The sequence below is a fragment of the Corynebacterium sp. PCR 32 genome (assembly GCF_037464985.1).
In the GTDB taxonomy this organism is placed as follows: Bacteria; Actinomycetota; Actinomycetes; order Mycobacteriales; family Mycobacteriaceae; genus Corynebacterium; species Corynebacterium kroppenstedtii_D.
Genome location: NZ_JBAHVL010000001.1, coordinates 597,184 through 622,628 on the forward strand (window position 1 = coordinate 597,184; position 25,445 = coordinate 622,628).

Consider the following 25,445-nt stretch of genomic DNA (forward strand, 5'->3'; position numbering starts at 1 on the left):
GTGAAGCGGCGCCCGGGTTTACCGAGGAATAAGCATGGTGACCAGGTCTCCTTGTGTTCCTTTCACGATACCCCGTTCAACCTCAGCAGTGAATCCGACTTTTTCCTCAATTACATGTGCTAACAGTTCCGCAGCGGATCGTTGACTGCAATCTGGAGCTGTGGCCAGGTGGCGAGCAACAATACCCTTATAGAATTTATTGAAATGGGAGACTATCGCACGTTTTCCTTGTGAATCGACCGCTTCGATGCGGAGCTCTGTGGCGCCAGGGACTGGTCCGAGTGACCGGTATGGTCCTGAGCGAAAATCAAAGACGGCATTGGAGTGTGGATCTTGGCGCTCACGCCATAGAACAAGTGCGTCAGTAAGTGTCGTTGTCCATCTGCGTCGTATGGTGGATTGTGCTAAGACCACGTCTCCCGATAGGCGGTAGTGGGGGATGAGATCGTGGGCTAATACGATTCCGAACAACGCGGATCCTATAGCTAGTCGATTAGTGGCAACGAGCGGTAGCGGTGTGCAAGGTGAACACAGATAGTTGGCTTTCGTGACGGTTTCCACCCGTCCGGACGGGGCAAGGGCGTCGTACAGGACACCGGTATACACCGTGATTGCTGGTGCCGTTGGGTTGGTGAGAAGTGTGGCGTTAGCTGCTCGTTCCCTATCTAGTCGTGCTGATAGTCCGAGGATTTTTCGGGCATATGCCTTGTCTTCATCGTTGTCGACGTCGCACAAGTGAGTGAGGTCGTGGGCAATGCTGCGCCGGATGGGGGTGAGAGAAGGGAAATGCAGGGTATCCCAATTCAAGGACGAGCCCTTTGTCTGACGGCAGCAGTGATTGAGAACGTCGCTGTCGTTGAGGTGACGGGCGTCATCGATATGTGAGTCACTACTGGAGTCAGTGTGGGGGAATGATTTTGTCTCCGATGGCGGCAGGATTATCAGCATGAGGAAAGCTTAGCTAACGTTGTTTCCCCTGATGAACTCCTCTAACTGTTGGCGAGCAACCTCGTCACGTACTTGTTTCGGTGGAGACTTCATAAGGTACGATGCTGCCGCGTCGACTGGTCCTGAGATTCCGCGATCTTTCGCAATCTTTGCGGCGCGGAGGGCGTCGATGATGATTCCGGCAGAATTGGGGGAATCCCAAACCTCTAATTTGTACTCAAGATTCAAGGGAATATCGCCAAATGTTGTTCCTTCGAGTCGCACATAGGCCCATTTTCGGTCGTCTAACCAGCTGACATAATCCGAGGGGCCGATATGGACATTGCCCTCACCCATTGTGTGCTCGAGGTTCGATGTCACAGCTTGTGTTTTGGAAATCTTCTTAGATTCGAGTCGACGTCTCTCCAGCATATTTTTGAAATCCATATTGCCACCGACGTTGAGTTGCATCGTGCGGTCCAGGCGGACGCCTCGGTCTTCAAAGAGTTTCGCCATCACGCGATGGGTAATGGTTGCTCCAACTTGGGATTTAATATCATCCCCGACAATGGGTAGTCCGGCATCTGTAAATTTCCGGGCCCATTCTGGGTCGGAGGCAATGAAAACGGGGAGGGCGTTAACGAATGCGACGCCGGCGTCGATAGCACATTGCGCGTAGTATTTGTCGGCTGTTTCCGATCCGACTGGCAAATATGAGACAAGAATGTCAGCCTTGGTGTCGCGGAGCACGTGGGCGACATCAACCGGTTCGGCCGGTGATTCCTCGATGGTGTCAGTGTAGTAGTGGCCTAGACCGTCATGTGTTGGGCCGCGTTGAACGGTCACTCCGATGGCGGGGACGTCGCAAATTTTGATTGTGCAATTTTCCGACGCAGTAATAGCCTCGGAAAGGTCGGATCCGACTTTCTTTGCGTCGACATCGAAGGCGGCAACAAATTCAATATCGGCGACGTGATAGTCACCGAATTGTACGTGCATGAGGCCGGGGATTGGTTTTTCCGGGTCGGCATCTTTGTAGTATTCCACGCCTTGAACAAGGGATGACGCGCAGTTTCCCACGCCGGCGATCGCGACACGGATGGGATTTCGGTCAGACATTAGTGTTCCTCTCGGTGTGTAGTGGTGTTCGGCACGGGTGTGCAGACATAGCCGACACTTTAATGTCAGAAATTCTCCTATTTGGTGCGGTCAGCGAGTTTGTTGATCGTTCTAGTAGATCGATCAAGCAGCCGTACGCAGGCTGGGTTCCCCGTTTAAAAATTAAAAATATTTCCTTTCCTTTTTTGATAAATGCCCCTATTCGGGTGTGTCTAGGGTTGTGGATGTTCCTTCCAGGGGTTGCTTGACATCCCGCCGCCAGCTTGACTACCGCGCTTGGAGCGGAGGCAGGCGGATCTCCCAATCGGGACCGGAAATATGGGGTGGCGTCACGGGGACACCACCGGGACTCAACTGTCGCTGTGGGGTAATGTAACGACCCATGATTACCCGTATGTCCACTCTCTTTGTACGAACTTTGCGTGACGATCCTGCAGATGCAGAAGTTCCCAGCCATAAACTCCTTGTTCGAGGTGGTTATATTCGCCGTCTCGCGCCCGGCGTGTATTCGTGGTTACCCTTGGGGCTTAGGGTTTTGCGGAATATTGAGCGGATAGTGCGAGAAGAAATGGACAGCATGGGAGCACAAGAAATTGTGCTACCAGCACTACTTCCTCGAAATTCATATGAGGTTACCGGTCGCTGGTCTGAATATGGGGATGCACTTTTTCGCCTTCACGACCGAAAACAGGGCGATTACTTGTTAGGCCCAACCCACGAGGAAATTTTCACTGAAACGGTAAAAGGTGAATATTCCTCCTACAAGGATTTCCCCGTCACGCTGTACCAGATTCAGACGAAATATCGGGATGAAGAGCGCCCCCGTGCCGGTATTTTGCGTGGGCGCGAATTCGTGATGTGTGATTCATATTCATTCGACATGACAGACGGGGGGCTAGAACAATCCTATCGGGACCATCGGGCAGCTTATCAGCGGATGTTCGATCGTTTGGGTCTGGATTATGCTATTTGTGCTGCGACATCGGGTGCTATGGGTGGTTCGGCCTCGGAGGAGTTTCTTGCTGTATCCCCAGTTGGGGAAGATACCTTCGTCCGGTCTACCGGGTCAGACTATGCGGCAAATGTGGAAGCAGTCGTCACCCCGGCACCTGTGATCGATCCGGACACTGCGGAGGCTGTCGCTCCGATGGTGATCTGTGAATCTCCAGACTGTACGAGCATTAATACGCTTGTGAAATGGGCAAATAGCTGTGAAGATGTGGCCGAAAGGTTCGGGCGTGAGATCACGGCGGAAGATACCTTAAAGTGCGTTGTTGTTAAGGTGAAAAAGCCCAGTGAAGCTGAGTTCTCGTATGTGATTGTCGCTATTCCGGGCGACCGTGATGTAGATGTGAAACGCCTCGAAGCATCATTGGAACCTAGTGACGTGGCTCTTGCTGATGTCGACGATTTTGCCGCTCATGATTTCTTGACCAAGGGATATGTTGGGCCGGTCGATATGGCGAAACACGGGGTAACTGTCCTTGTTGATCCGCGTGTGGCTCCCGGTACGCGGTGGATTACAGGCGCAGGTAAAGAGGGGTATCACTGTATCGATGTGGTCGTTGGACGTGATTTCACCCCGGATGGCACTATCGAAGCTGCCGAAATCAAAGAGGGTGATCCTGCGCCAGACGGCAAGGGTACGTTGGTCTTGGAGCATGGCATTGAAATTGGTCATATTTTTCAGCTCGGGAGAAAGTACACCAACGCATTTGATGTTGACGTTCTCGACGAAAATGGGAAGCGTTCCCGTCCGACAATGGGTTCCTATGGGGTGGGTATCTCACGCTTGGTTGGTGTGGTGGCTGAGCAATATCATGATGATAAAGGGCTTCGTTGGCCAGTCGAGATTGCTCCGTACCCGATCCACATTGTTATTGCCAATAAAGATGCAGAAGCCATGGAAGCTGCATCAACGTTGGCTGATGAGCTCTCTGGTCACGGGCTCAATGTCTTGTTGGACGACCGTCCTAAGGTGAGCCCGGGTGTCAAATTTAAAGACTCTGAACTTCTGGGTATGCCTTATGTTGTGGTGTTGGGGCGTACATTTAAGGAAGGGAATATTGAGGTGCGGCACCGAATCGGCGGTGTCACCGAGGTTATCCCGGTTGATCACGCAGCCGGGAAGATTGTGGATCTCGTCGGAGCATCAGCAGTTCACTGAGCACAGGAATGACGACAGCAGGATACGTCGGTGCTTAGGCCCAGAGCCGGAGTTGTCTATCGGGCGTATTGTCCTCCTAGGTTCCCATGCCAGGCAAGTGGAAGCTGCTGTCATTCATGGGATGTCCTCCCGTGGTACTAATGAAGTAGGCGGCATCGACAGCAGAGCTTGTCATCATCGAGGACAGGATGGCTATAGCGGCACTATGTGCCACGCGCCGTCCGCTGTCATAGCCGTGGGCGCACGCATAGCGCTCGAGCCTGATAACGAAATCCTGTGCGCTTGTTGAGTCTTTGGGTATCTGTGAAAAGGAGTATCCGGCATTTGCAAGGGGGATAGCGTTGGGGGAGACATGAGCGCTGTTTTTTAACCAGGAAATAATGCGGTCGCGGGTGGAGCGATGTTTGTTTGTTGCAGATTCTATGGCGGATGCAAGCTTGGTTTCGACGTGGGGGAGGGCAAGTCCAAGGCCATAGATAATTTCGTACTCCGTCGCAAGGAGGCGGTTCATTGCGGTGACATCAGCTTTACGTGGACGGTCATGTTTGTCAGATGAATGAGATGAGTCGTCGGTCTCTGCCGTGGCAGCATCTGATGCAATGCGAGGGGAAACTGAGGGGGTAGACTTTGGTGATTCTGATCCTCCTGAGGATGTTTGGGAGGTGATCACGGACAGTGATGCAGCAATCGAGAGAAGAACTCCGTTATTGCGCTGTGGATCAGCGTCGGTGGCCGCTGAGAGAATGGATGAGCGGAATTCTTTCAGCTTGTCGGGGATGCCGACGCCCCTGCGTGGTCCACCGTGATTTCTATCGTTGCGCGCGCCGGTGTCGTTGTCGGTGTTGTGGCCGTGGGCGGCGTCATTATGGTTGGGTCGAGGAATTGTCGTTCCTGTTTTCCGCTGGATTTCTCGATGAAGTGCGTCCGCGTGAGCGTGGACAAACAACGCGGCATCGTGCTGTTGTGAGGAATCGAGTTCCGCAGCAAGCGTATCGGCCTTCGTGTAGAGGTCGGTTAGGGTGTGGTCTTCTGTGCGGTGGTGAAAGTCACATCCGGCAAGAAGGCCACTCATGCTAAGGAGGGAAAGACCTCCGATGGCACCTACGACTGTAGCTGATCGGCCGACGAAGGAACGGCGGGAGAGGGGCGTAGTGGTTGATCGGGGTGAACATACCTGCACGGGTTGTTCTGGATGGCTGGTCTCCTCCATCTGGGGAGTCATTCGGTTCCTCATCACTGTTCTAGTGTCTCACAGGTGTTTAGGGACCTCGGTGCCTACTCGTTATTCTGGTTCTATGGCTTTTCCAACGACAGAAGAAATTGCGCAGCGTCTCCATCCGATCGTTGACCCTCGTCGACTTGATGTTGAAAAAGTGGAAATTAAGAAAGCGGGCGCGAAGTCATCAATCATTATCCGCGTCGATGGCGATAAACGCCCTGATTTGAACACGATCGAGGAAGTTTCTGACGCGATTTCACGTGTCTTTGATGCTGCTGAGCAGGCTGGGGAATTGAATTTCGGTGCAGGATATCGTTTGGAGGTATCGACACCGGGGTTTGATGAACCTCTTGTTGCGGCTCGTCATTTTCGACGCCAACGCGGACACGTGGCGACATTTGTAATGAGTGACGATACTGTCCCCTCGTTCGTGGGCCGTATTGGGGCATTAGATAGTTCTGAGACCGAGCTTGCGGTGATCATCCCTGGGAAAACGGCGCCGTCGGTGAGTATCTACCCGTTGCGAGAAATTTGTGAGGCAAAGCTCGAAGTCGAATTTAGCGCTCCGCCGGAAGCAGAGATTGTGCTTACGAATACATCATTTGATCAACTATCATAGCTGGTCTATGTGGCTACGTGGTGATCGTTATTGGCCATATTTTGTGACCTAACGACCAATGAGTAGCCTATGGACAGTTAACGTTGCACGATCGACAACTGAAGGGCTACAAGTGAACATCGACCTGAGCACGTTGCGCGCGATTGAACGCGAACGTGGAGTGTCTGTGGATGACATGACAGCTACTATTGCGAAAGCACTGCTGGAAGCGTGGAAGAAATCCATGGGGGGTGAGTCGGAAGCGCGTGTCGATGTTGACCCCAATGATGGTCACGTCGCTGTTGTCGTCACGGAGCGAGATGATGATGGCAATGTTATTGCGGAGGTCGATGAAACACCGTCTGACTTTGGACGGTCTTTCGCGGGAACTGTTCGGGAAGCCATGGTTGAACGACTTCAAGCTGCCGAAGCAGATCAGACCTACGAGGAATATGCGTCGTTGACCTCGAAGGTAGTCACGGGAATCGTTGAAGCTGATTCGTTTGCTCGTGCTAAAGGCATTGTTATTGCTCGCCTGGGAACGGAAGCACATGGACATGATGGGACATTGTTGCCGGCTGAGCAGATCCCTGGAGAGAAATATCCACATGGCAAGCGGCTTAAGTTTTACGTGGTCAACGTTAACCGTGGTCCTCGCGCTGTTCAGATCATGATCTCCAGGACTCATCCTGAGTTTGTGCATCGCTTGTTTGAGCTTGAAGTGCCCGAAGTTGCTGATGGATCTGTGGAGATCGTGTCTATCGCTCGCGAGGCTGGTCATAGGTCGAAGGTGGCGGTGCGTTCCACGATTGATGGTGTGAATGCGAAAGGCTCATGCATTGGCCCGCGTGGCCAGCGTGTTCGTGCGATTATGGATGAGCTTGGTGGCGAAAAAATTGACATCATCGATTTTAATGATGACCCTGCGGCTTTTGTTGGTAATTCGTTGGCACCCTCAAAAGTAGTTAACGTTGAGGTCATTGACGCTGAAGAACGCGTAGCTCGGGTGACGGTTCCCGACTATCAGCTGTCTCTTGCCATCGGCAAGGAAGGGCAAAATGCCCGTCTTGCTGCGCGCCTTACGGGGTGGCGTATCGATATACACTCAGATGCTGAATAAACCCTGGTAAGTTCGCATAAAGCGTGCTGTGACGTTACACTGTTAGTGCCCCTTGGATACAAGGGACGATGATGCGCGCTTATATACGCCTATCCAGCTGTGTGTAGTGCGTTGACGGGACAATATTTTAATCTGCGGATCGCATAATGTGGTTCACTTCAGCGCTGCCTGCGCGGTAGACGGTGAGGAACTAGAGTTGAGACGCAGAGTGATCGTGTGAGGAGTGTGGCGGAGAGTGCAACGTCAGGGTTCGCGACAACCCATTCGTATGCGCACATGCATTGCTACTCGTACGAGGTGTTCTGATTCACGCATGTTGCGTGTTGTCCTCAAGCAGGATGATGCACAACGGGAAGGCTTATTACGAGATGAAAGAGTCGTGGTTACTCCTGATCCCACTCGGTCGTTGCCGGGTCGAGGAGCGTGGATAATACCCACGATGGATAACCTTGAGCGTGCACGACAACGGCGTGCTTTCGAACGCGCCCTCCGGGTATCGGGACAAGCTGATACTCGCCAGATAGGTGACTATATCGAGGCGCTGGAGACAGACACTGTCGCGGATACCTAATTTAGCGTCACAGTTTCTGTGTGGATGTTTCTTTCCATGACGGTACCGAAGTGGTCACACAGGGAGAAAATCCGAGCTCCATACGCTCAGTAGGACCCATTGAACGAAGGAAGACCTAAACACTGATGAGTACACGATGAAGCATCAGCGATGAACGTCAATAGTTAACCCCGGAGTCGGCGCGGCATGATGGCCCTCGACTCCACAAGTGAGGAGAGTAGTGCCAAAGCTTCGTGTCCATGAGCTCGTTAAGCAGCTCAATGAGTTAGACAGCAGTCTTAAATTAACAAGTAAAAAGCTTCTCGCCGTGCTCGAAGAGCAAGGCGAATTTGTCAAGACCGCGTCGTCGACGGTTCAACCTCCCGTCGTTAAAAAGATGAAGGAATACTATGGAGTGGCTGATAAGTCCTCAGGTTCCTCGTCACCGAGGTCTAATCCTGCGGCAGCAGCTGCAGCAGCGGCAGCAGCTGCAGCTCATCGCCGTAATCCTTCTGCGGCTCCATCACCAGCCTCGGTGGCTAATAGGAAGCTGGATAAAGGTGGACAGAGCCCGAAACCGGGTACGCCTCGTAAAGTCGTTAAAAATTCGTTATCAGAACGGTCATCGTCCTCCTCATCTCGTACGACAGCTGTTGACGATTCCACGTCAGTGTCTACACATCAGCCTGCAGTGAAGCCAGGACCGCAACGTCGCTCGGCTGCCCCCACTCCTGGTGCAGCGGCTCATATATCAGGAAGTGGCCATGCTCCACGCACAGCCTCGGCCGATAACAAAGACGCAATCCATGACGGTGACCAGACGGCCACGTTACCCACGGCCACAACTGACCAGCAGGCAGCCGGCAAGGTATCGCCTAAACCTGGTCAGCCGCGCTTTGAAGAACCACGGAATGCCGTAAAGCCATCTGCAAAACCAGGCCCTAAACCCAGCGATCAAGCTGCACGTTCTCAGCGGACGATGCCGAAACCCGGGCAGAGTGGCGTCAAACCAGGTGCAAAGCCAGGAGGCAAGAGGGCACCTCGTGTAGCTAATAACCCATTCTCGTCAGGTACGCGACCCGCGCCACGGTCGCGTAGTGGTGAGATGCCACGCCCAGGTGGAACATCCGGCAAACCCGGCCAGCGTGGAAGCAGCCAGCAGCATTCTCCGCGACCGGGTAATCACGCGAAACCTGGTGGTCGAGGACGCCCTGGGGGCCGCAGTGACCGCGCTCCGAAGCAGAGTGGTGGGAGTGCTCCGACGCCGGCGATGATGCCGTCACATCCAAGTCCGGGACAAATGCCGTCGAAATCCTCGAATCACTTTGGTGGTGGCCGAGGTCGCGGCGGGCACGGTAGCCCTAGCGGCGGGCATGGTGCGGGTCCCCGTAGTGGGCGTGGAGGTCGTCGTGGTGGGACGGCTGGTGCATTCGGTCGTCCTGGTGGAGCTCCTCGTCGTGGACGCAAGTCGAAGCGGCAGAAGAGGAATGAGTACGAGGCAATGCAGGCGCCGACCGTTGTTGGCGGCATTAAGCTTCCTAATGGTCACGGTCAGACCATTCGCCTTGCTCGAGGCGCCTCACTTGCTGATTTTGCTGACAAAATTAATGCTGATGCTGCCGCATTGGTTCAGGCGTTGTTCAACTTGGGTGAAATGGTTACTGCAACCGCATCTGTGTCCGATGAGACCCTGATGCTTCTCGGCGAAGAGATGGACTACAAAGTCCAGGTTGTCTCCCCTGAGGATGAAGATCGTGAACTCCTCGAATCCTTTGACCTGCAGTTCGGTGAGAATGACGGCGGCGTCGAAGACCTAGCTAAGCGTCCTCCGGTGGTGACTGTGATGGGCCACGTTGATCACGGTAAGACTCGTCTGCTGGATACAATCCGTAAGGAAAATGTCGCTTCCGGTGAGGCCGGTGGTATCACCCAGCACATCGGTGCATACCAGGTCAAGGTTGGTCTTGATGGTGAAGATCGCTTGGTGACCTTCCTCGATACTCCTGGTCACGAGGCATTTACTGCTATGCGTGCGCGCGGAGCCCGATCGACTGACATTGCCATTTTGGTCGTCGCTGCTGATGACGGAGTCATGCCACAGACTGTGGAAGCGATTAACCATGCGAAGGCAGCCGAGGTACCTATCGTTGTCGCTGTCAACAAGATTGATAAGGAAGGTGCAGATCCGGAGAAGATCCGTGGCCAAATGACTGAGTTTGGTCTCACTCCAGAGGAGTGGGGCGGCGAGACGATGTTCGTGGACATCTCCGCAAAACAGGGACAAAACATTGACAGGCTGCTTGAAGCAGTTCTTCTGACTGCTGATGCATCGCTTGAGCTTGTTGCGAACCCGGACATGGATGCTCAGGGTGTTGCTATCGAGGCACACCTCGACCGTGGTCGTGGGCCCGTCGCTACCGTGATTGTTCAGCGCGGTACGTTGCGTGTTGGCGATTCCATTGTCGTGGGTGACGCCCACGGACGTGTCCGCCGAATGACTGATGAACACGGCAGTGACGTTGCCAATGCAGGCCCGTCCGTCCCTGTACAGGTTCAGGGGCTCACCAGTGTTCCTGGTGCTGGTGATAATCTCCTGGTCGTTGAGGATGATCGCACTGCTCGGCAGATTGCTGATCGTCGCGATGCACGGCGACGTAACGCCTTGGCAGCGCGATCTCGGAAGCGTGTTTCCCTCGAGGATCTGGACAAAGTTCTCAAAGAAACCAGTACCCTCAACCTCATCCTTAAGGGTGACAACGCAGGTACTGTTGAGGCCCTGGAAGACGCATTACTCAAGCTTGATGTTGGCGAAGAAGTCGAGCTCAACATCATCGATCGTGGCGTCGGTGCTGTGACTGAGACGAATGTCCACTTGGCAGCCGCGTCTGAGGCCATCATCATAGGCTTCAACGTTCGGGCTGAGGGTAAGGCTACCGAGACTGCGAATGCTGAAGGTGTTGACGTTCGATACTACTCGGTCATCTACAAAGCGATTGAGGAAATTGAGGCTGCTCTACGCGGCATGCTCAAGCCGATCTATGAGGAGCGCGAACTTGGTACTGCCGAGATCCGCCAGCTCTTCAAAGCTTCGGCTGTCGGACTCATCGCAGGTTGCATGGTTGAGACGGGAACCGTCAAGCGAAACGCTACTGTCCGCCTAGTTCGTGATGGTAATGTGGTTGCTGAAAAAGCAACCATCAATTCCTTGCGTCGGGAAAAAGACGATGTTCAGGAAGTTCAGCACGGTTATGAGTGCGGCATGGTCCTGTCCTACCCGGATATCTCGGTGGGCGACAAGATTGAGGCCTACGAACTGGTTGAGGTGCCCAGAACAAACGACAACAAGGGCAAGAAGTCCCCGAAAAATAAATAGGTCGTTTGTTCGTGTACAACCGACTGCTTTCCATCCCCGTGATAGCTGAAGAGCTTCCTGATCGGGTGATAAGAGTGGTCGTCAGGTAAACTCCCTCCACGTACTCAATGGAGGGAGTTTTCTGATGGCTGACCGGGCTCGCGCTGCCCGTATGGCTAAGCGCATTCAAACTATTGTGGCGAGCACTATTGAACGCAGTGTGAAGGACCGCCGGTTGGAGCTCGTAACGATCACAGACACCCAGTTGACTGGTGACCTTCACGATGCGACCGTGTATTACACGGTTCGTGGGCGTAGGCTCGACGACGAACCGAACCTCGAGCAGGCCGCCGAGGCACTTCACCGAGCACGGGGGCAACTCCGGAAAGCAGTCGGGGATCAATTGGGTGTTCGATTCACACCAACGCTGACATTTACGTTGGATACCGTTCCCGAAACGAGTGCGCGTTTAGAGGAATTATTAGCTCACGCTCGGAAACGTGATGCGGAGGTTGCCCGTCAGGCCGAAGGCGCAACGCCCGCTGGCGATGCAAACCCCTATAAGACGTTAAGTGATGAAAGGGATCCTGAGAGCGGCTCGCATGAGTGGTTGTGATCCCGCGTTTATTCCCCGGGGTTTGCCAGTTACTGACTACGACGCGTGGACGTTCTTGCACGCCATAGCGCGGGACTCTCACGTGCATGGGTATGCGAAACATGTGTTGCAGCCATGTGTGGTGGTGAGCCATGTTCGTCCTGATGCCGACACCATCGGATCAGCATGTGTACTCGTTGAGCTAATTCGCCGGTGGGGTGGGGTTGCGGTGGCTGTCAATGGTGATGGCGGAGTTCCAGCATCGAGGTTTTCCGTGTTGGACACCGAGCGTTTCTATGTTCCGTTTGACGACATCCCCTCGGATCCATGTGCCGTCGTGTGTGTTGATACAGCATCGCTAGATCGGTGTGGAGCAGCGGCTGCCCTGGTTGATGCTGCCACGGAGCGTGGTCGATCGTTGCTTATTGATCACCACGAGACGAGTACTAATTTTTGCAGCATTAACTGGGTGGAGCCGAATGCTGATTCAACCACGAGCATGCTCGCCTCACTATTGGACATCTATTCGGAACCGATTGATCATATGATGGCGACATCGCTGTATGCGGGGTTGGTTACTGATACAGGGAGTTTTCGTTGGGGCGGACCCGATCAGTTTTCGACAGCTGATCGTTTGGCGTCGACGGGGATTGATACGCAGCGCATCGCGTCGGCATTAATTGATGATCATTCGGTGTCATATTTGCGGATGCTGGGGACTGTGCTCGTATCTCTGGTGTATGAGCCGTCTGCTGTCCATGGCCGTGGTTTGGTGTGGGGTGTTGTCCCTGGCGAGGCTACCCATGATGTGGAGTCCGTCATTGATACCGTTCGGACGGCGTCGGAAGCGGATGTTGCGATGGTCCTGAAGAGTGACCGTCCGGGTGAGATCGTAGTGTCGTTGCGTTCGCGTGGTGCGGTTAATGTGGCGCGGGTTGCCGAGAAGTTTGGAGGCGGTGGACATGCACGGGCATCCGGCTTGACCTGGCGTGGTAGCCAGAGCGATTTCATGGAGGTTTTTCACAGGGTTGTTGAAGCGGAGGAGAAGTCTGGCCGATGAGTGAGAACCAGCGTGGTTGCGGTGAAGCCCCTGGCACCGACACCGACGATGCCTCGACGAGCGGAAGAGTCAGCGTGGGGAGAATCCTATCTATTGCGCTTCCGTCGTTAGGTGTTTTGGCGGCCACACCGATTTATCTGTTGTGTGATACCGCGGTGGTTGGTCGCTTGGGAAAGACTGATTTGGCGGCGTTGGCTGCGGCTACGACAATTCTTGCTCAGATTACGACACAGCTGACGTTTTTGTCGTATGGGACGACGGCTCGTGCGGGTCGGTTCTTCGGTGCCGGTAGGCGGGATAAGTCGGTAGAGGAGGGGCTTCAGTCAACCTGGATTGCTGTGATAGTCGGTATCGCACTGGCATGGGGGATGTGGCTGTGGGCGCCGGTTCTGACGGCATGGTTGGCTGCGAGCACTGATGTTGCCCGTGAAGCAACGCGGTGGCTGCGTATTGCATCGCCAGCGGTGCCGCTGACATTGGTGACGATGGCTGGGAATGGGTGGTTACGGGCGGTACAGAATGCACGGTATCCGCTGTATTTCACTCTTGCGGGTGTGGGGCCGGCATTGGTGTTGGTGCCGATTTTGGTTTCTCGGTGTGGCATTTCAGGTTCTGCCGTGGCGAATGTGACGGGGGAGACTATTACGGCATGCTGCTTCCTTGTATGTCTTATCAGGGAGAATGCGCGGTATGCGAATCGGTGGAGGCCCGAGTGGTCGGTTATGAAGACCCAGCTAGTGATGGGGCGTGATTTGATTGCGCGATCGTTAAGTTTCCAGTTGTCGTTCATTTCTGCTGCCGCAGTGGCTGGGCGTTGTGGGGCGGCATCGTTGGCAGCACATCAGGTTTTGTTGCAGTTATGGAATTTTCTGACGATGGTTTTAGATTCGTTGGCTATTGCTGCGCAGGCTTTTGTGGGGGCTGCGTTGGGGGCTGGCCGGCCAGTGACTGCTAAGGCGATGGGATGTGCGATTATTCGGTGGTCGGGGTTGTTGTCGTTGGTGTTGGCGGCGGCTATGTCGGCTGGGTATTTCTGGGTGCCGCGTCTGTTTACACAGTCGGAAAGTGTGTTGGATGCTATGGCGGGCCCGTGGTGGCAGCTTGTGGTGTTGGTTTTGCTTGGTGGTTGTGTGTTTGCCCTTGATGGGATCTTGCTTGGTGCGGGTGATGCGGTGTTTCTGCGGAACGTCACCTTGGTGTCGGCGGTAGTGGGATTCTTACCGTTGACGTGGATTTCGTTGAGTCAAGGGTGGGGTCTTGTTGGTGTGTGGTGGGGGCTCATCGTGTTTTTTGTTCTTCGTTTGGCGACGACCGCGTTACGTTTTATCCGCGGGGGTTGGGTTCGTGTTGGTGTTCAATGATTGGTGGTTCTCAGGCGAAATTCGGTGCTGTACGGCGTGGTTTTGGTGTGTCGTCGGGTGTGGCCGTGGGTGTTCATGACTCGGTTATCCCGTCGGAGTTTTTTCCCCGGGGGTGTGTGTGGTCGGAGTTGCGTGTTGCCGAGCCGACGTCTCATGGTGAAAGGCCTCAGGGGGCGTCGGGGCTGGACAGGGCGGGGTCTAGGGGTTCACTGTCATGCGGGACGACGTGGAGCCGTGTGAGTGTTGAGAATTGGAATGCGTTATGTCCTCAGGAGCGAGCTTATGTGGAGCGTGCTGTTGCGGTGCGGCGGGCGCAGTTTGCTGATACGCGGGCGTGTGCCAGGAAGGCACTGTCGGAATTAACGGGTTGCGATCATAGTTCGACGGGTATTGTTCGAGGCGAGCGGGGGGTTCCTGTTTTTCCGGAAGGTGTTGTGGGGTCTTTGACGCACACGACGGATTTTCGTGCTGCGGTGGTGGCAGATGGGACCCTGTTTGCTTCTGTAGGACTGGATGTTGAGGTTGCTCAGCCGCTTCCTTCTGGGGTGGGGGAGGTTGTGTTGACCGCGCGTGATCGGGATCAGGTCGGGGTCGTAATGGGGAGATGTGGAACGGGGTCGGGACTGTCGTGTTCTGACTCTGATGTGAATGCATTAGTGGGGACTGTGATTTTTTCGGCGAAAGAGTCGGTGTATAAGTCGTGGTTTCCGGTAGTTGGTGTCTTCCTGGATTTTTCTCAGGCGGTTATTGAGCTTCGCTGTGATGGTTCTTTTGTTGCCCATATTGACTCTGATGTGGGGGTGGTCCCGAGACTGCCAACAATCGAGGGGCGATGGGCGATCGTCGCGGGATATGTTGTGACCGGCACCTGGGTCGTGTGAACGTGGTGTGCGTGCATGGTGCTGGTGTCGATGGATTGCTGTGTTTCCATTGATGGTGCAGGGGCGCACTTATCTTAAGGTTGCTGGTCGGGCAACGAAGACCGTGGTTGCTACTCCATGATGCTCTCTCATCAGAGCTATAGCACGACCATCAGGTGATATTCCCGCATATGTTCCGTCGGTGCCTGATGCGGAGATGCGTTTGCCCATGGATACGGCGGTGGCCTCGGTGTGGGTGAGTTGGCGGGTGGGGAAAGAGTGGATGATGGCGTCATCCAAGGAATAGCTCAGTGATGCTCGTGCAGGCTCACCATGGGATTGTGGTCTCGTGTTTTGCTTGGCTGCTGCTGATTGTTCTTCCTGTAGTTGTTCCAGTGTTTTGGCTTGTGTGAGGGTGAAGGATCCCACGCGAGTACGGCGTAGTGCCGTCAGGTGTCCGCCGACGCCAAGTGCATCGCCTAAATCTCGTGCGAGGGCGCGGATGTAGGTTCCTGATGAGCAATCGATGGAAACAGTGAGGTCAAGGACAGTAGACGATGTTCCATCGTTGATTGAGGCTTCCGTGATGTGGTGAATGTCGAATCTGAAGATTGTAACGGGCCGCTCGGGAAGCATAATGTCCTCCCCAGCGCGGGTGAGGTCATAAGCGCGGCGGCCGTTGACCTTGATAGCGCTCACGCTGCTGGGACGCTGCATGATAGTCCCTGTAAGGCGGGTTCGGGCAAGGTCGATACGGTCGGGTTCTAAGGCTAGTAATTTCAGTCTTCTCTGGGTGGAGGTGTCGATGATGGATTGGGGTCTACCGTTTGGTGGAAAGGGACAGGGGGCAGCGTTTGAGTAGGGGATGGGGTTGCCTTCTGCGTCGTCGGTGGTTGTAGCAAATCCTAATCTGATAGTGGCATCGTAAGACTTAGTATCGGAAACCATGTGTGCCATGAACTTGGTGCCACGTTCGACGCCGATAATGAGGACGCCCGTTGCCGCCGGATCTAGGGTTCCAGCGTGTCCGATCTTGCGTGTTCGCATCAACCGGCGCATCTGGGCTACTACATCGTGGCTGGTCAATCCGGCGGGCTTGTCGACGATGACGATTCCTGACCGGTCGAGTATTGATGATTGTTGGGCGGCTGGTGCATGGCTGAATGGGCGTTGAGGCTTCTCCGTTGTGGAGGAAGTGTGGGAAAGCGTCAGGGGGGTGTGCGGGTGGCCTGGGTCCTCGGGGGCAGTCACGGGTCTAGAATAACCGATGCTGCACAGCAGAGCCTGATTACGTTGTGGATCCTAGGACTTCCCTAGTGGACGTTCCGTGGATAAGTCTGAGGGGATATCGCGCAACCTAGTTGTGTGACGTACTCTATCCCACGTGGATATTTGGCACGGATTGGATGACATACCTCAGTTTCTCGATGCATCCGTCGTCACGATTGGTGTATTTGATGGCGTTCATCGGGGGCACCGGCGCCTCATTAGTACAGCAGTTCGTCGTGCGCGTGAATTAGGTGTTCCGTGTGTCCTCATGACCTTTGAGCCCCATCCAGTTAAGGTTTTTGCGCCTGAACGAACCCCCCGTTTGTTGGGAACTCTAGACGAACGTCAGCGCTGGGCTGACGAACTTGGTGTGGATTATTTTCTCACCGTTGATTTCACGCGAAGCCTGGCAGCGTTGAGCCCGACGGATTACATTGAGCAGGTTCTTGTTGGTCTTCTTCATGCGGTAGGTGTCGTTGTGGGGGAGAATTTTACGTTTGGTCACAAGGCAGCGGGGACGTCGCATACTTTGGCGGCTGAGGGCCCGAGGTATGGATGTGACGTCGAGATTGTTCCGCTTTTTGCTGAGGATGGTCACACGGTGTCGTCAACGTATATTCGTTCACAGCTTGACTGTGGCAACGTTATTGAGGCGGGGAGGGCATTGGGACGTGCCTATTCTGTCTCCGGTGAGGTGGAACATGGTGCGGGTCGGGGTGGGCGTGAACTGGGCTTCCCGACGGCGAATCTATATGTCGGTGCTGAGCGCGCCTTACCGGCGGACGGTGTGTACGCAGGGTGGCTGACCATTGAGTCCGACGTGGATGTTGATGGAGATATGGATCCAGGGGTGAAATACCCGGCGGCTATTTCTGTGGGGATGAACCCGACATTCAACGATAACCGCCGTTCAGTGGAAGCTTTTGTGCTTGATAAAAACGCTGATTTGTATGGTTTGTATGCGCGTGTTGAATTTATTGATTACCTTCGCTCAATGGAGAAATTCGAGGGTATTGATGACCTTCTCGCAGCGATGCGCCGCGATGTTGATTGTGTGAGGATGATGACGCAGCGTACCGGCGACTAGGGTGGTAGCGCAGGCTGGCCGCCAGCACGGGTGAGGTGTGGGCAGAGTAGCGCTATTTCGACTGCTTGAGAACATATGGTAGTCTCGCTGGGTATTAACTGTGGTCCGTTGCAGTTATGGGCAGTCTTTGTCGCTCCTGTGGATCCGTAGTTCAGTCATGCGTGACGGCTCGGAGAATGTGGAGTAAGGCAGGTGCGGATGCGGGTTGTTGCTGTTGTTTGCAATCTGGTTGATACGGACTGAAAAAACGATCTCAATTTTCTTAGGAGTATTCCTGTGGCTTTGTCTGCTGAGAAGAAGAAAAGCATTCTGTCCGAGTTTGGTCTCCACGAGACTGACACGGGTTCTACCGAGGCTCAGGTCGCTCTGCTGACCGAGCGGATCCGTCAGCTGACGGAGCACCTTCGTGAGCACAAGCACGATCATCACTCCCGTCGTGGTTTGATGCTGTTGGTTGGTCGTCGTAAGCGTCTGCTGAAGTACTTGGCTGCCAATGATGTCGACCGTTACCGTAACTTGATTGCCCGCTTGGGTCTTCGTCGTTAATCGGGGCCACGCGCTCTGCGTGGTTCTTATTAATTTCCTACGTGGTAGTGGATCGTTGGTGGTAGAACCGCTGATCATGGGCACTGTTGCGAAAAAGGAAGCTGACGCAACTCGGCCTGTCACTGTGTGGTGAGGCCGAGTTTTTGTCTCTTTGGCGAGCCGTTGTGGGGGAGAACAACGGTACACGGTTACGTCCGCAGGCCACTCGACCTGCTGGCACGAGCTTTGCCTGCTAGTATGAGTGTGCCTGAAGATAAATAAAAAAGAGTTTTCTCGTTGGCGACACCGATGATCGCCCGGGGCACCGATAGAGAAGGACGGATTCCCCTTTTTATGACCAATAATCACTCCGTTTTTTATGACGAAGAGTTTGGTACTCATTCTGTTGAAGCCACCATTGATAACGGTGACTTTGGTTCACGCACCATCCGTTTAGAAACTGGCCAGTTGGCCCGTCAGGCAAATGGTTCTGTGGTCGCGTATCTCGATGATGAGACCATGATGTTGTCGACGACGACCGCATCGTCTAAGCCCCGTGAGGGGTTCGATTTCTTCCCGTTGACTGTTGATGTGGAAGAGCGCATGTATGCAGCGGGACGTATTCCCGGTTCTTTCTTTCGCCGTGAAGGTCGTCCAGGAACTGATGCAATTCTGGCGTGTCGTTTAATTGACCGTCCTCTCCGCCCGACGTTTGTCAAGGGCCTACGTAACGAGGTTCAGGTCATTGTCACTGTCATGTCGTTAGATCCGAAAGACATGTACGACGTTGTTGCGATTAATGCGGCATCAGCATCGACACAGTTGGCGGGTCTTCCCGTGTCTGGTCCTGTCGGTGGCGTTCGGATGGCGCTCATTGTTGATGAAGACCATACTGATGGACAGTGGGTGGCTTTCCCGACTCGTGAGCAAAGCGACTCTGCTGTGTTTGAGATGGTCGTTGCAGGTCGTTTGACTGGCGATCAGCCGTCTGAGGCTCCACGGAAGGGGCGCCGTCGGGGGCGTAAAGCGAGCCCACGAAAGAATATCGATAATGTCGCTATCATGATGGTAGAGGCGGGGGCAACGGACAGTGTTGTCGACCGTGTTAATGATGGTGCTCCTGCTCCAACGGAGTCGGTGGTGGCCAACGGTATTGAGGCCGCGAAGCCTTTCATTGCTGAACTGTGTGGCGCACAGCAAGCTCTCCGTGAGGCAGTGGACCCGGCCGTCGAAGAATTCCCGCTCTTCCCACCGTATGGTGCCGATGTCTGCGCAGCTGTTGAGACTGAATCCAAGGGGCGTATCAGCGATATTATGTCGATTGCTGATAAGCAGGAGCGTGATGAGGCTCTCGCATCAGATATGGATGAAACAGTCGAGAACCTCAGCGACGAATTCCCTGAACGTGAGGCTGAGATCCGTGCAGCTCACAACGCTGTGACGAAGGATGTTGTTCGCTCTCGTATTTTGGCAGATGGATTCCGTATCGATGGTCGTGGTGTCGAGGATATCCGCGATCTCGATGTTGAAGTTGATCTTGTTCCGCGTGCGCATGGGTCATCTTTATTCCAGCGCGGCGAAACTCAGATCCTTGGCGTTACGACGTTGGATACGCTCAAGATGGAGCAGCAGGTTGACTCACTGGGGCCGGTGGATCACCGTCGTTATATTCACCACTACAATTTCCCGCCGTACTCCACCGGCGAGACTGGTCGTGTTGGGTCCCCGAAGCGCCGTGAAATTGGACATGGTGCGTTGGCGGAGCGCGCTTTGACGCCGATGATTCCGTCGCGTGATGACTTCCCGTACACGATTCGCCAAGTGTCTGAAGCATTGGGATCGAATGGTTCAACCTCGATGGGATCTGTGTGTGCCTCGACATTGTCGCTGTATAACGCAGGTGTACCATTAAAGGCACCGGTTGCAGGCATCGCGATGGGTCTTGTGTCCGGTGAGGTAGACGGCAAGATGAGTTATGTAACTCTGACAGACATCCTCGGGGCGGAAGATGCTTTCGGCGATATGGATTTCAAGGTTGCCGGAACTGAAGATTTCATTACGGCACTTCAGCTAGATACGAAGTTAGACGGAATCCCATCGAACGTTCTTGTAGGGGCGCTTAAGCAGGCTCGAGATGCTCGTCTCGAAATTTTGAACACGATGGCTGAGGTCATCGATGAGCCGGACCCTATGAGCGATTATGCTCCTCGTATCACGACGATCACGGTTCCTGTTTCTAAGATTGGTGAGGTTATCGGCCCGAAGGGCAAGAACATTAACCAGATCACTGAAGAGACGGGCGCGCGTGTTTCTATCGAGGACGATGGAACTGTGTTTATCTCGGCGACATCGGGTGGGTCTGCTGACGCAGCGGTTGAGCGTATCAATGAGATCGCAAATCCCCAGTTACCGAAGGTCGGGGAGCGCTTCCTGGGCACCGTGGTGAAGACCACAGCTTTTGGTGCGTTTGTGTCGATCTTGCCTAATCGTGATGGCCTTGTGCATATCTCGAAGTTGGGCGGGAAAAAGCGCATCGAAAAGGTTGAGGATGTTGTCAACGTTGGTGACAAGATACAGGTAGAGATTGCTGATATCGACAACCGTGGGAAGATCTCTTTAGTTCCCGTGGAGGACTAAGTACGCCATTGTCTAGAAAAGTCACCACGGCACACGTTTGCGTGTGCCGTGGTGACTTGGTGTTTATAGCTCGGTGCTCATGCCCGGGATGAACGGCAGATGATGGTCAGTGATTCGCGGCGGTAATCACTGCGTTGCATGGTGATGGGCAGGCGGCGAGGTGTGCCGTCTCGGTGTTCGCGGTTATGTGCAAGTATGGTGTGATGCGAGGTAGGGAAGGGGCATCAGCGGTGTCCATCGAGACGAGGGGTGATTAGAGTAAAGGACGGTCAGCGTAGACTGACCTCAACCTGGTATTGGCCGCCGCTATCAGGATGAATGACGCGGGTGGCCGTAGGCATGATGATGCATGCGAAAACAACGACGGGAGAAGAAATGCGTTCACCACGTAAAGTGGGTGTTATTGGTGCTTCGGGGAATGTCGGCAGGACCCTCGTTGCGGCGTTTGATAAGGAGCCTGATCTTGAGCTTGTCGCGACAATAGGGCGGAATGATTCTCTCGATATGTTGGTGGAATCAGAGGCTGAGGTGGCTATTGATTTCACGTCTCCGGGTGCGGTGATGGGGAATGTCGAATTTCTTGTGAAGCATCGGATCCATGCCGTGGTGGGAACGACCGGCTGGACAGATGAACGGTATGACCAAGTGCGTGAATGGTTAATGGAATCTCCTGACACTGGTGTATTGGTTGCTCCGAATTTTGCAATTTCCGCGGTTTTGACCGAGAAGTTAGCTGAGATTGCGGCTCCGTATTTTGATTCCGCTGAGGTTATCGAGATGCATCATCCAGGCAAAAAGGATGCACCATCAGGTACAGCGATCCATACTGCGCGGGCTATTGCGCGTGCGCGAGAACACGCGCAGTGTTCTGATCAGCCTGATGCCACTGAGCAGTCTTTAGACGGGGCTCGTGGCGCGTTGGTGGATGGTATTCCAGTGCATGCAGTTCGAATGAGCGGTGCCGTCGCGCATGAGGCTGTTATCCTTGGTTCTCAAGGGCAGAGTTTGATAATTCGTCAGGATTCATATGATCGTACGTCGTTTGTTCCCGGTGTATTCCTTGGGGTACGGAAGGTATCCGAGAACCCGGGTTTGACCGTTGGTTTGTCTTCATTCCTGGGGCTGTAGATGGCAGTATATAAGCCTTTTGAGCTATTCCTCATTGGTCACACGTCGTTTAGTCTTCCCGAGTCGATCGACCTTGGCTTCGTGAAAGATTCATCGGATGCGGATTCGCTTATCGAGTTTGCAGGCCGTGCTTGTTATGAAACATGGGATCGACCGAATCCGCATACAGCATCGAACGAGTCGTATATTCGACATATTATGGAAGTGGGGCATACGGCTCTATTGGAGCATCCGACGGCGACGTTTTATATACGGGGTCTGTCTCAAGGGTGTGCTCATGAGTTTATGCGGCATCGCCATTTGTCTTTTTCCCAGTTGTCGCAGCGTTTTACTCCGAATGAAGACATCGACGTTGTTATTCCTGCAGAGATTGCGGATGATCAAGAATTAGCAGCGTTGTTTCTTGAGGCGTGTGACGTAGCGCGAGAGACTTTTTCAGAACTCCTCAATAGTATTGAAAAGAAGACATCGGAGGATACCGCGGGCCGAGTGAACGCATTGTTACGGCGTAAGCAAGCGCGGCAGGCTGCGAAGGCTATTCTGCCGTCGGCGGCAGAGACTCGTGTGGTGGTGACCGGGAATTTTCGTACGTGGCGTCATTTTATCGGTATGCGAGCCAGTGAAAATGCTGACCGTGAGGTTCGTCAATTAGCGATTGCCGTTCTCGAGCAGCTTCGTTCGGTGTCGCCTCATGCGTTTGGTGATTTTTCGGTGACGACATTGAGTGATGGTTCGAGGGTTGCGACAAGTCCGTTCGTAAGTGAAAGCTAGTTGTTTGTGGACGTCGTCCTTGGGTACCCTTGACCGATATGAGCACTGGTATTGCAACACGAGCAGGCGCTGATGTTTTCGGAACCATTGCGGTGGCAATGGTTACACCTTTCGATAGCGACGGTAACGTTGATATATCTGCAGGGGTGTCGCTAGCTTCGCGCCTCGTTGACCAGGGATGTGATTCGCTGGTGCTTGCTGGTACGACAGGGGAGTCCCCGACGACGACTGTCGAAGAGAAGTTGCAGTTGCTTAAAGCGGTGAAGCATGAGGTGGGGGATACTGCCCGCATTATTGCGGGCTCAGGGACGAATAATACGAAGACGAGTATCGAGTTGTCCCGCGCGTCGGCTGATGCTGGTGCGGATGGCCTTCTTGTTGTGACTCCTTATTATTCGAAGCCGACCCAAGAGGGAATCTATCGGCATTTTATGGCCGTCGCCGATGCTGTTGATGTGCCGGTGATGCTTTATGATATTCCCCCACGTAGTGTTATTCCTATTGCTAAGGATACCCTGATTCGGTTGTCGGAGCATTCTCGCATTTGTGCCGTTAAGGATGCAAAAGGAAATATCCCAGAGGCTCTTGAAGTCATTCATTCCACTGGAATGGCGTGGTATTCCGGCGATGATCCGATCAATCTTCCCTGGTTGTCAGTCGGTGCGACGGGCCTTGTGTCAGTTGTCGGTCATGTTGCTGCCCCGGTGTTGCGAAAAATGTATGACGCCTATGACTCCGGAAATCTTCCTGAGGCACAGCGTCTATCAGTGTCTTTGTCTCCGCTCTATCACGCGCAAGCGCGTCTTGGTGCGGTAAGTTTTGTTAAAGCTGCTCTGCATTTGCAGGGCATGAACGTAGGAGAACCTCGTTTGCCTCAAATTGTGCCTAGTCCGTCACAGCTCGATGAGCTTGCCGACGATATGAGAAAGGCTGGTGTTCTGTAGTGCCAGAAAACCGCACTCGCGGTCGGCGTTCTACGCGTAAAGCCGGATCGCCCGATGTCGACGCAGCTCAGCGCCCAGAATTTACGGAACCAAAGGCTACATCGCGTGGCCAGTTGTCGCAGGATTCCGAGCTCGTGAATGAGGGGAATGCCTCACCATCCTCCGGTCGTCATGGCACTCATGGCACCCGTAAAAATGATGGGGGAGGTGATGGAAACAGGAACGGTTCATCGCGACGTTCGAATATGGCTGGGCGTGGGAGCCGTAATAGTAGGAACCTTAAGAACGGGAAGGGTGGTCGCCCCAACAAACGAGGACGTGATCGAAATAATGGCTCCAGCAAGGGACGCTCCGTCGTGACGTCTATGCAAGGGGCAGACCTCAGTCAGCGGTTGTCCAGCCCCCCGAAAGCCCCTAAAGATGGTTTACGTATCGTTGCTTTAGGCGGCATTTCAGAAATCGGTCGTAATATGACGGTGTTCGAATACCACAATCGTCTTCTTATTATCGACTGCGGAGTTCTTTTCCCCAGCTCTGATGAACCCGGTGTGGATCTGATTCTTCCTGACTTTTCGTATGTGGAAGATAAGATGGACCGTGTTGAGGCATTGGTCATTACTCACGGCCATGAAGACCACATTGGTGCGATTCCGTGGCTGTTGAAGTTGCGACCCGATATTCCGATTGTTGCCTCGCGGTTCACTTGTGCTTTGATTGCTGCTAAATGTCGTGAACATCATCAGCGGCCAAAGTTGATCGAGGTTAACGTTGATTCGCACGAAAAGTACGGGCCCTTTGATGTTCGTTTCTGGAACGTCAATCATTCGATCCCTGATTGTCTTGGCGTTGCTCTCAAGACTGGGGCGGGACTTCTTATTCACACGGGTGATATCAAGCTCGATCAGACACCCACGAGTGGGCGTCCGACTGATTTGCCGGCGTTGTCTCGATTTGGAGACGAGGGAGTGGACCTCATGTTGGCGGACTCCACAAACTCGGCAACACCTGGGTTCTCTGGATCTGAGGCCGAAATTGCGCCGACGCTTAAACGATTGGTAGCCGAGGCGAAGCAGCGTGTCATTATTGCATCGTTTGCGTCAAATGTTTCTCGGGTTCAGGCTGCTGTTGATGCGGCTGTTGCTGCGGGGCGAAAGGTTGCATTTAGCGGCCGGTCCATGGTTCGCAACATGCAGATTGCTGAAGAACTCGGTTATCTGCAGGTTCCTCGAAATACCATTGTGACGATGGATGATGCTGCAAAGATGGCACCGCATAAGGTCCTTCTTGTGACGACGGGTACGCAGGGCGAGCCTATGGCGGCGTTGTCTCGGATGGCGCGGCGTGAACACCGGCAGATCACGGTGCGTGAAGGCGACTTGATTATTTTGTCGTCCTCTCTTGTGCCTGGCAATGAGGAAGCTGTATTTGGTGTTATCAACATGCTTTCGCAGATCGGTGCCGAGGTGATTACCGGTAGGGATGCCAAGGTGCATACATCCGGTCATGGTTTCGCTGGTGAACTCCTGTTTTTGTACAACGCTGCACGGCCGAAGAATTTCATGCCTGTTCACGGTGAATGGCGTCATCTGAGGGCGAATAGGCAACTCGCCATTTCGACGGGGGTTCGGGAAGATCACACTGTACTGGCGCAAAACGGTGTGGTTGTTGACATGGTCGATAAACAGGTTAAGGTCGTCGGTCAGATTCCGGTCGGTAATCTTTACGTCGATGGAGTCACCATGGGTGACGTCAACGCGGAAGTGTTGGAAGATCGTACTCAGATGGGTGAGGGGGGTGTTATCGCCGTCACTGTCGTCATGGATAATCGGACTGGGCGGACATTGGAGAAGCCACGTGTTGTTGCTTCCGGGTTCTCGGATGAGTCGCGTGAGATGATGCGTGAGGTTGAAGATCTGGTTGATAACACCATGCTTGATCTGTCTGGCTCGGGGGAGAACGATCCATATCGAATGGCTCAGCAGATTAAGCGTCGGATTATCAAGTTTGTGGGGGAGAAGTGGCGACGTAAGCCCTTTGTTGTTCCGACTGTGGTACCGATGAATTCCAACGAAACGCTTGTGGCGGACGTTGAAGGTACTCGCGAGTCGGTATAGGTGTAAAGTCCTGCTCCCCTGTGTTGGAGCAGGACTTTTCTG

At 53.9% G+C, this 25,445-nt stretch carries 20 protein-coding genes; 16 read left to right on the forward strand and 4 right to left on the reverse strand.

From position 1 onward, the window contains the following. Positions 1-18: 18 nt before the first annotated feature. On the reverse strand, positions 19-948 hold the full coding sequence (locus V5S80_RS02525; protein WP_395169159.1) for a YaaA family protein: 930 nt from the start codon (positions 946-948) through the stop codon (positions 19-21). Positions 949-957: 9 nt separating this feature from the next. Beyond that, positions 958-2,046 carry an inositol-3-phosphate synthase gene (locus V5S80_RS02530; RefSeq protein WP_395169160.1) on the reverse strand — a complete coding sequence of 363 codons (1,089 nt, stop codon included), beginning with the start codon at positions 2,044-2,046 and terminating at the stop codon, positions 958-960. Between the two features lie 382 nt (positions 2,047-2,428). Here V5S80_RS02530 and V5S80_RS02535 point away from each other — a divergent pair, with 382 nt between their 5' ends. After that, complete coding sequence (locus V5S80_RS02535) at positions 2,429-4,213, forward strand: proline--tRNA ligase (protein WP_395169161.1); 1,785 nt, start codon at positions 2,429-2,431, stop codon at positions 4,211-4,213. Between the two features lie 76 nt (positions 4,214-4,289). Here the strand turns inward: V5S80_RS02535 and V5S80_RS02540 are convergent, their stop codons facing one another. Beyond that, entirely contained in the window at positions 4,290-5,435 is a 1,146-nt protein-coding gene (locus tag V5S80_RS02540; RefSeq protein ID WP_395169162.1) for a DUF4439 domain-containing protein, read from the reverse strand. A 73-nt stretch (positions 5,436-5,508) separates the two neighbouring features. On the opposite strand from V5S80_RS02540, the gene rimP reads away from it, so the two are divergent. The 8 genes from rimP (at position 5,509) to V5S80_RS02580 (ending at position 14,949) form a co-directional block, all read left to right on the forward strand. Then, positions 5,509-6,051, forward strand: coding sequence for a ribosome maturation factor RimP (gene rimP, locus V5S80_RS02545; RefSeq protein ID WP_395169163.1), 543 nt, complete (start codon positions 5,509-5,511; stop codon positions 6,049-6,051). A gap of 112 nt (positions 6,052-6,163) precedes the next feature. After that, a complete protein-coding gene (nusA, locus tag V5S80_RS02550; RefSeq protein ID WP_395169164.1) occupies positions 6,164-7,150 on the forward strand; it encodes a transcription termination factor NusA in 987 nt (328 codons plus the stop codon). A 268-nt stretch (positions 7,151-7,418) separates the two neighbouring features. Then, positions 7,419-7,721: a YlxR family protein gene (locus tag V5S80_RS02555; protein ID WP_395169428.1), complete on the forward strand. Its 303-nt coding sequence runs from the start codon at positions 7,419-7,421 to the stop codon at positions 7,719-7,721. A 220-nt stretch (positions 7,722-7,941) separates the two neighbouring features. Then, on the forward strand, positions 7,942-11,073 hold the full coding sequence (infB, locus tag V5S80_RS02560) for a translation initiation factor IF-2 (RefSeq protein ID WP_395169165.1): 3,132 nt from the start codon (positions 7,942-7,944) through the stop codon (positions 11,071-11,073). A gap of 124 nt (positions 11,074-11,197) precedes the next feature. Next, positions 11,198-11,668, forward strand: coding sequence for a 30S ribosome-binding factor RbfA (gene rbfA, locus V5S80_RS02565; RefSeq protein WP_395169166.1), 471 nt, complete (start codon positions 11,198-11,200; stop codon positions 11,666-11,668). Beyond that, the gene (locus tag V5S80_RS02570) at positions 11,655-12,707 is read left to right on the forward strand and encodes a bifunctional oligoribonuclease/PAP phosphatase NrnA (RefSeq protein ID WP_395169167.1); all 1,053 of its coding nucleotides are present in this window, start codon (positions 11,655-11,657) and stop codon (positions 12,705-12,707) included. The genes rbfA and V5S80_RS02570 overlap by 14 nt, the downstream gene beginning before the upstream one ends. Further along, positions 12,704-14,068: an MATE family efflux transporter gene (locus tag V5S80_RS02575; RefSeq protein WP_395169168.1), complete on the forward strand. Its 1,365-nt coding sequence runs from the start codon at positions 12,704-12,706 to the stop codon at positions 14,066-14,068. The genes V5S80_RS02570 and V5S80_RS02575 overlap by 4 nt, the downstream gene beginning before the upstream one ends. After that, complete coding sequence (locus V5S80_RS02580; protein WP_395169169.1) at positions 14,065-14,949, forward strand: 4'-phosphopantetheinyl transferase; 885 nt, start codon at positions 14,065-14,067, stop codon at positions 14,947-14,949. Before V5S80_RS02575 ends, V5S80_RS02580 begins: the two co-directional genes overlap by 4 nt. Before the next feature lie 69 nt (positions 14,950-15,018). Here the strand turns inward: V5S80_RS02580 and V5S80_RS02585 are convergent, their stop codons facing one another. Then, positions 15,019-16,059, reverse strand: coding sequence for a tRNA pseudouridine synthase B (locus V5S80_RS02585; protein WP_395169429.1), 1,041 nt, complete (start codon positions 16,057-16,059; stop codon positions 15,019-15,021). Positions 16,060-16,312: 253 nt separating this feature from the next. Here V5S80_RS02585 and V5S80_RS02590 point away from each other — a divergent pair, with 253 nt between their 5' ends. The 7 genes from V5S80_RS02590 (at position 16,313) to V5S80_RS02620 (ending at position 25,403) form a co-directional block, all read left to right on the forward strand. Beyond that, positions 16,313-17,284, forward strand: coding sequence for a bifunctional riboflavin kinase/FAD synthetase (locus V5S80_RS02590; RefSeq protein ID WP_395169170.1), 972 nt, complete (start codon positions 16,313-16,315; stop codon positions 17,282-17,284). A 276-nt stretch (positions 17,285-17,560) separates the two neighbouring features. Beyond that, a complete protein-coding gene (gene rpsO / locus V5S80_RS02595) occupies positions 17,561-17,830 on the forward strand; it encodes a 30S ribosomal protein S15 (RefSeq protein WP_395169171.1) in 270 nt (89 codons plus the stop codon). A 333-nt stretch (positions 17,831-18,163) separates the two neighbouring features. Continuing rightward, entirely contained in the window at positions 18,164-20,446 is a 2,283-nt protein-coding gene (locus tag V5S80_RS02600; RefSeq protein WP_395169172.1) for a polyribonucleotide nucleotidyltransferase, read from the forward strand. A gap of 375 nt (positions 20,447-20,821) precedes the next feature. Further along, entirely contained in the window at positions 20,822-21,574 is a 753-nt protein-coding gene (gene dapB, locus V5S80_RS02605) for a 4-hydroxy-tetrahydrodipicolinate reductase (RefSeq protein WP_395169430.1), read from the forward strand. Beyond that, positions 21,575-22,345, forward strand: a complete 771-nt coding sequence (thyX, locus tag V5S80_RS02610; RefSeq protein ID WP_395169173.1) for an FAD-dependent thymidylate synthase — start codon at positions 21,575-21,577, stop codon at positions 22,343-22,345. Between the two features lie 38 nt (positions 22,346-22,383). Further along, positions 22,384-23,289, forward strand: a complete 906-nt coding sequence (gene dapA / locus V5S80_RS02615) for a 4-hydroxy-tetrahydrodipicolinate synthase (protein ID WP_395169174.1) — start codon at positions 22,384-22,386, stop codon at positions 23,287-23,289. Further along, positions 23,289-25,403 carry a ribonuclease J gene (locus tag V5S80_RS02620; protein ID WP_395169175.1) on the forward strand — a complete coding sequence of 705 codons (2,115 nt, stop codon included), beginning with the start codon at positions 23,289-23,291 and terminating at the stop codon, positions 25,401-25,403. The genes dapA and V5S80_RS02620 overlap by 1 nt, the downstream gene beginning before the upstream one ends. Positions 25,404-25,445 lie beyond the last annotated feature (42 nt).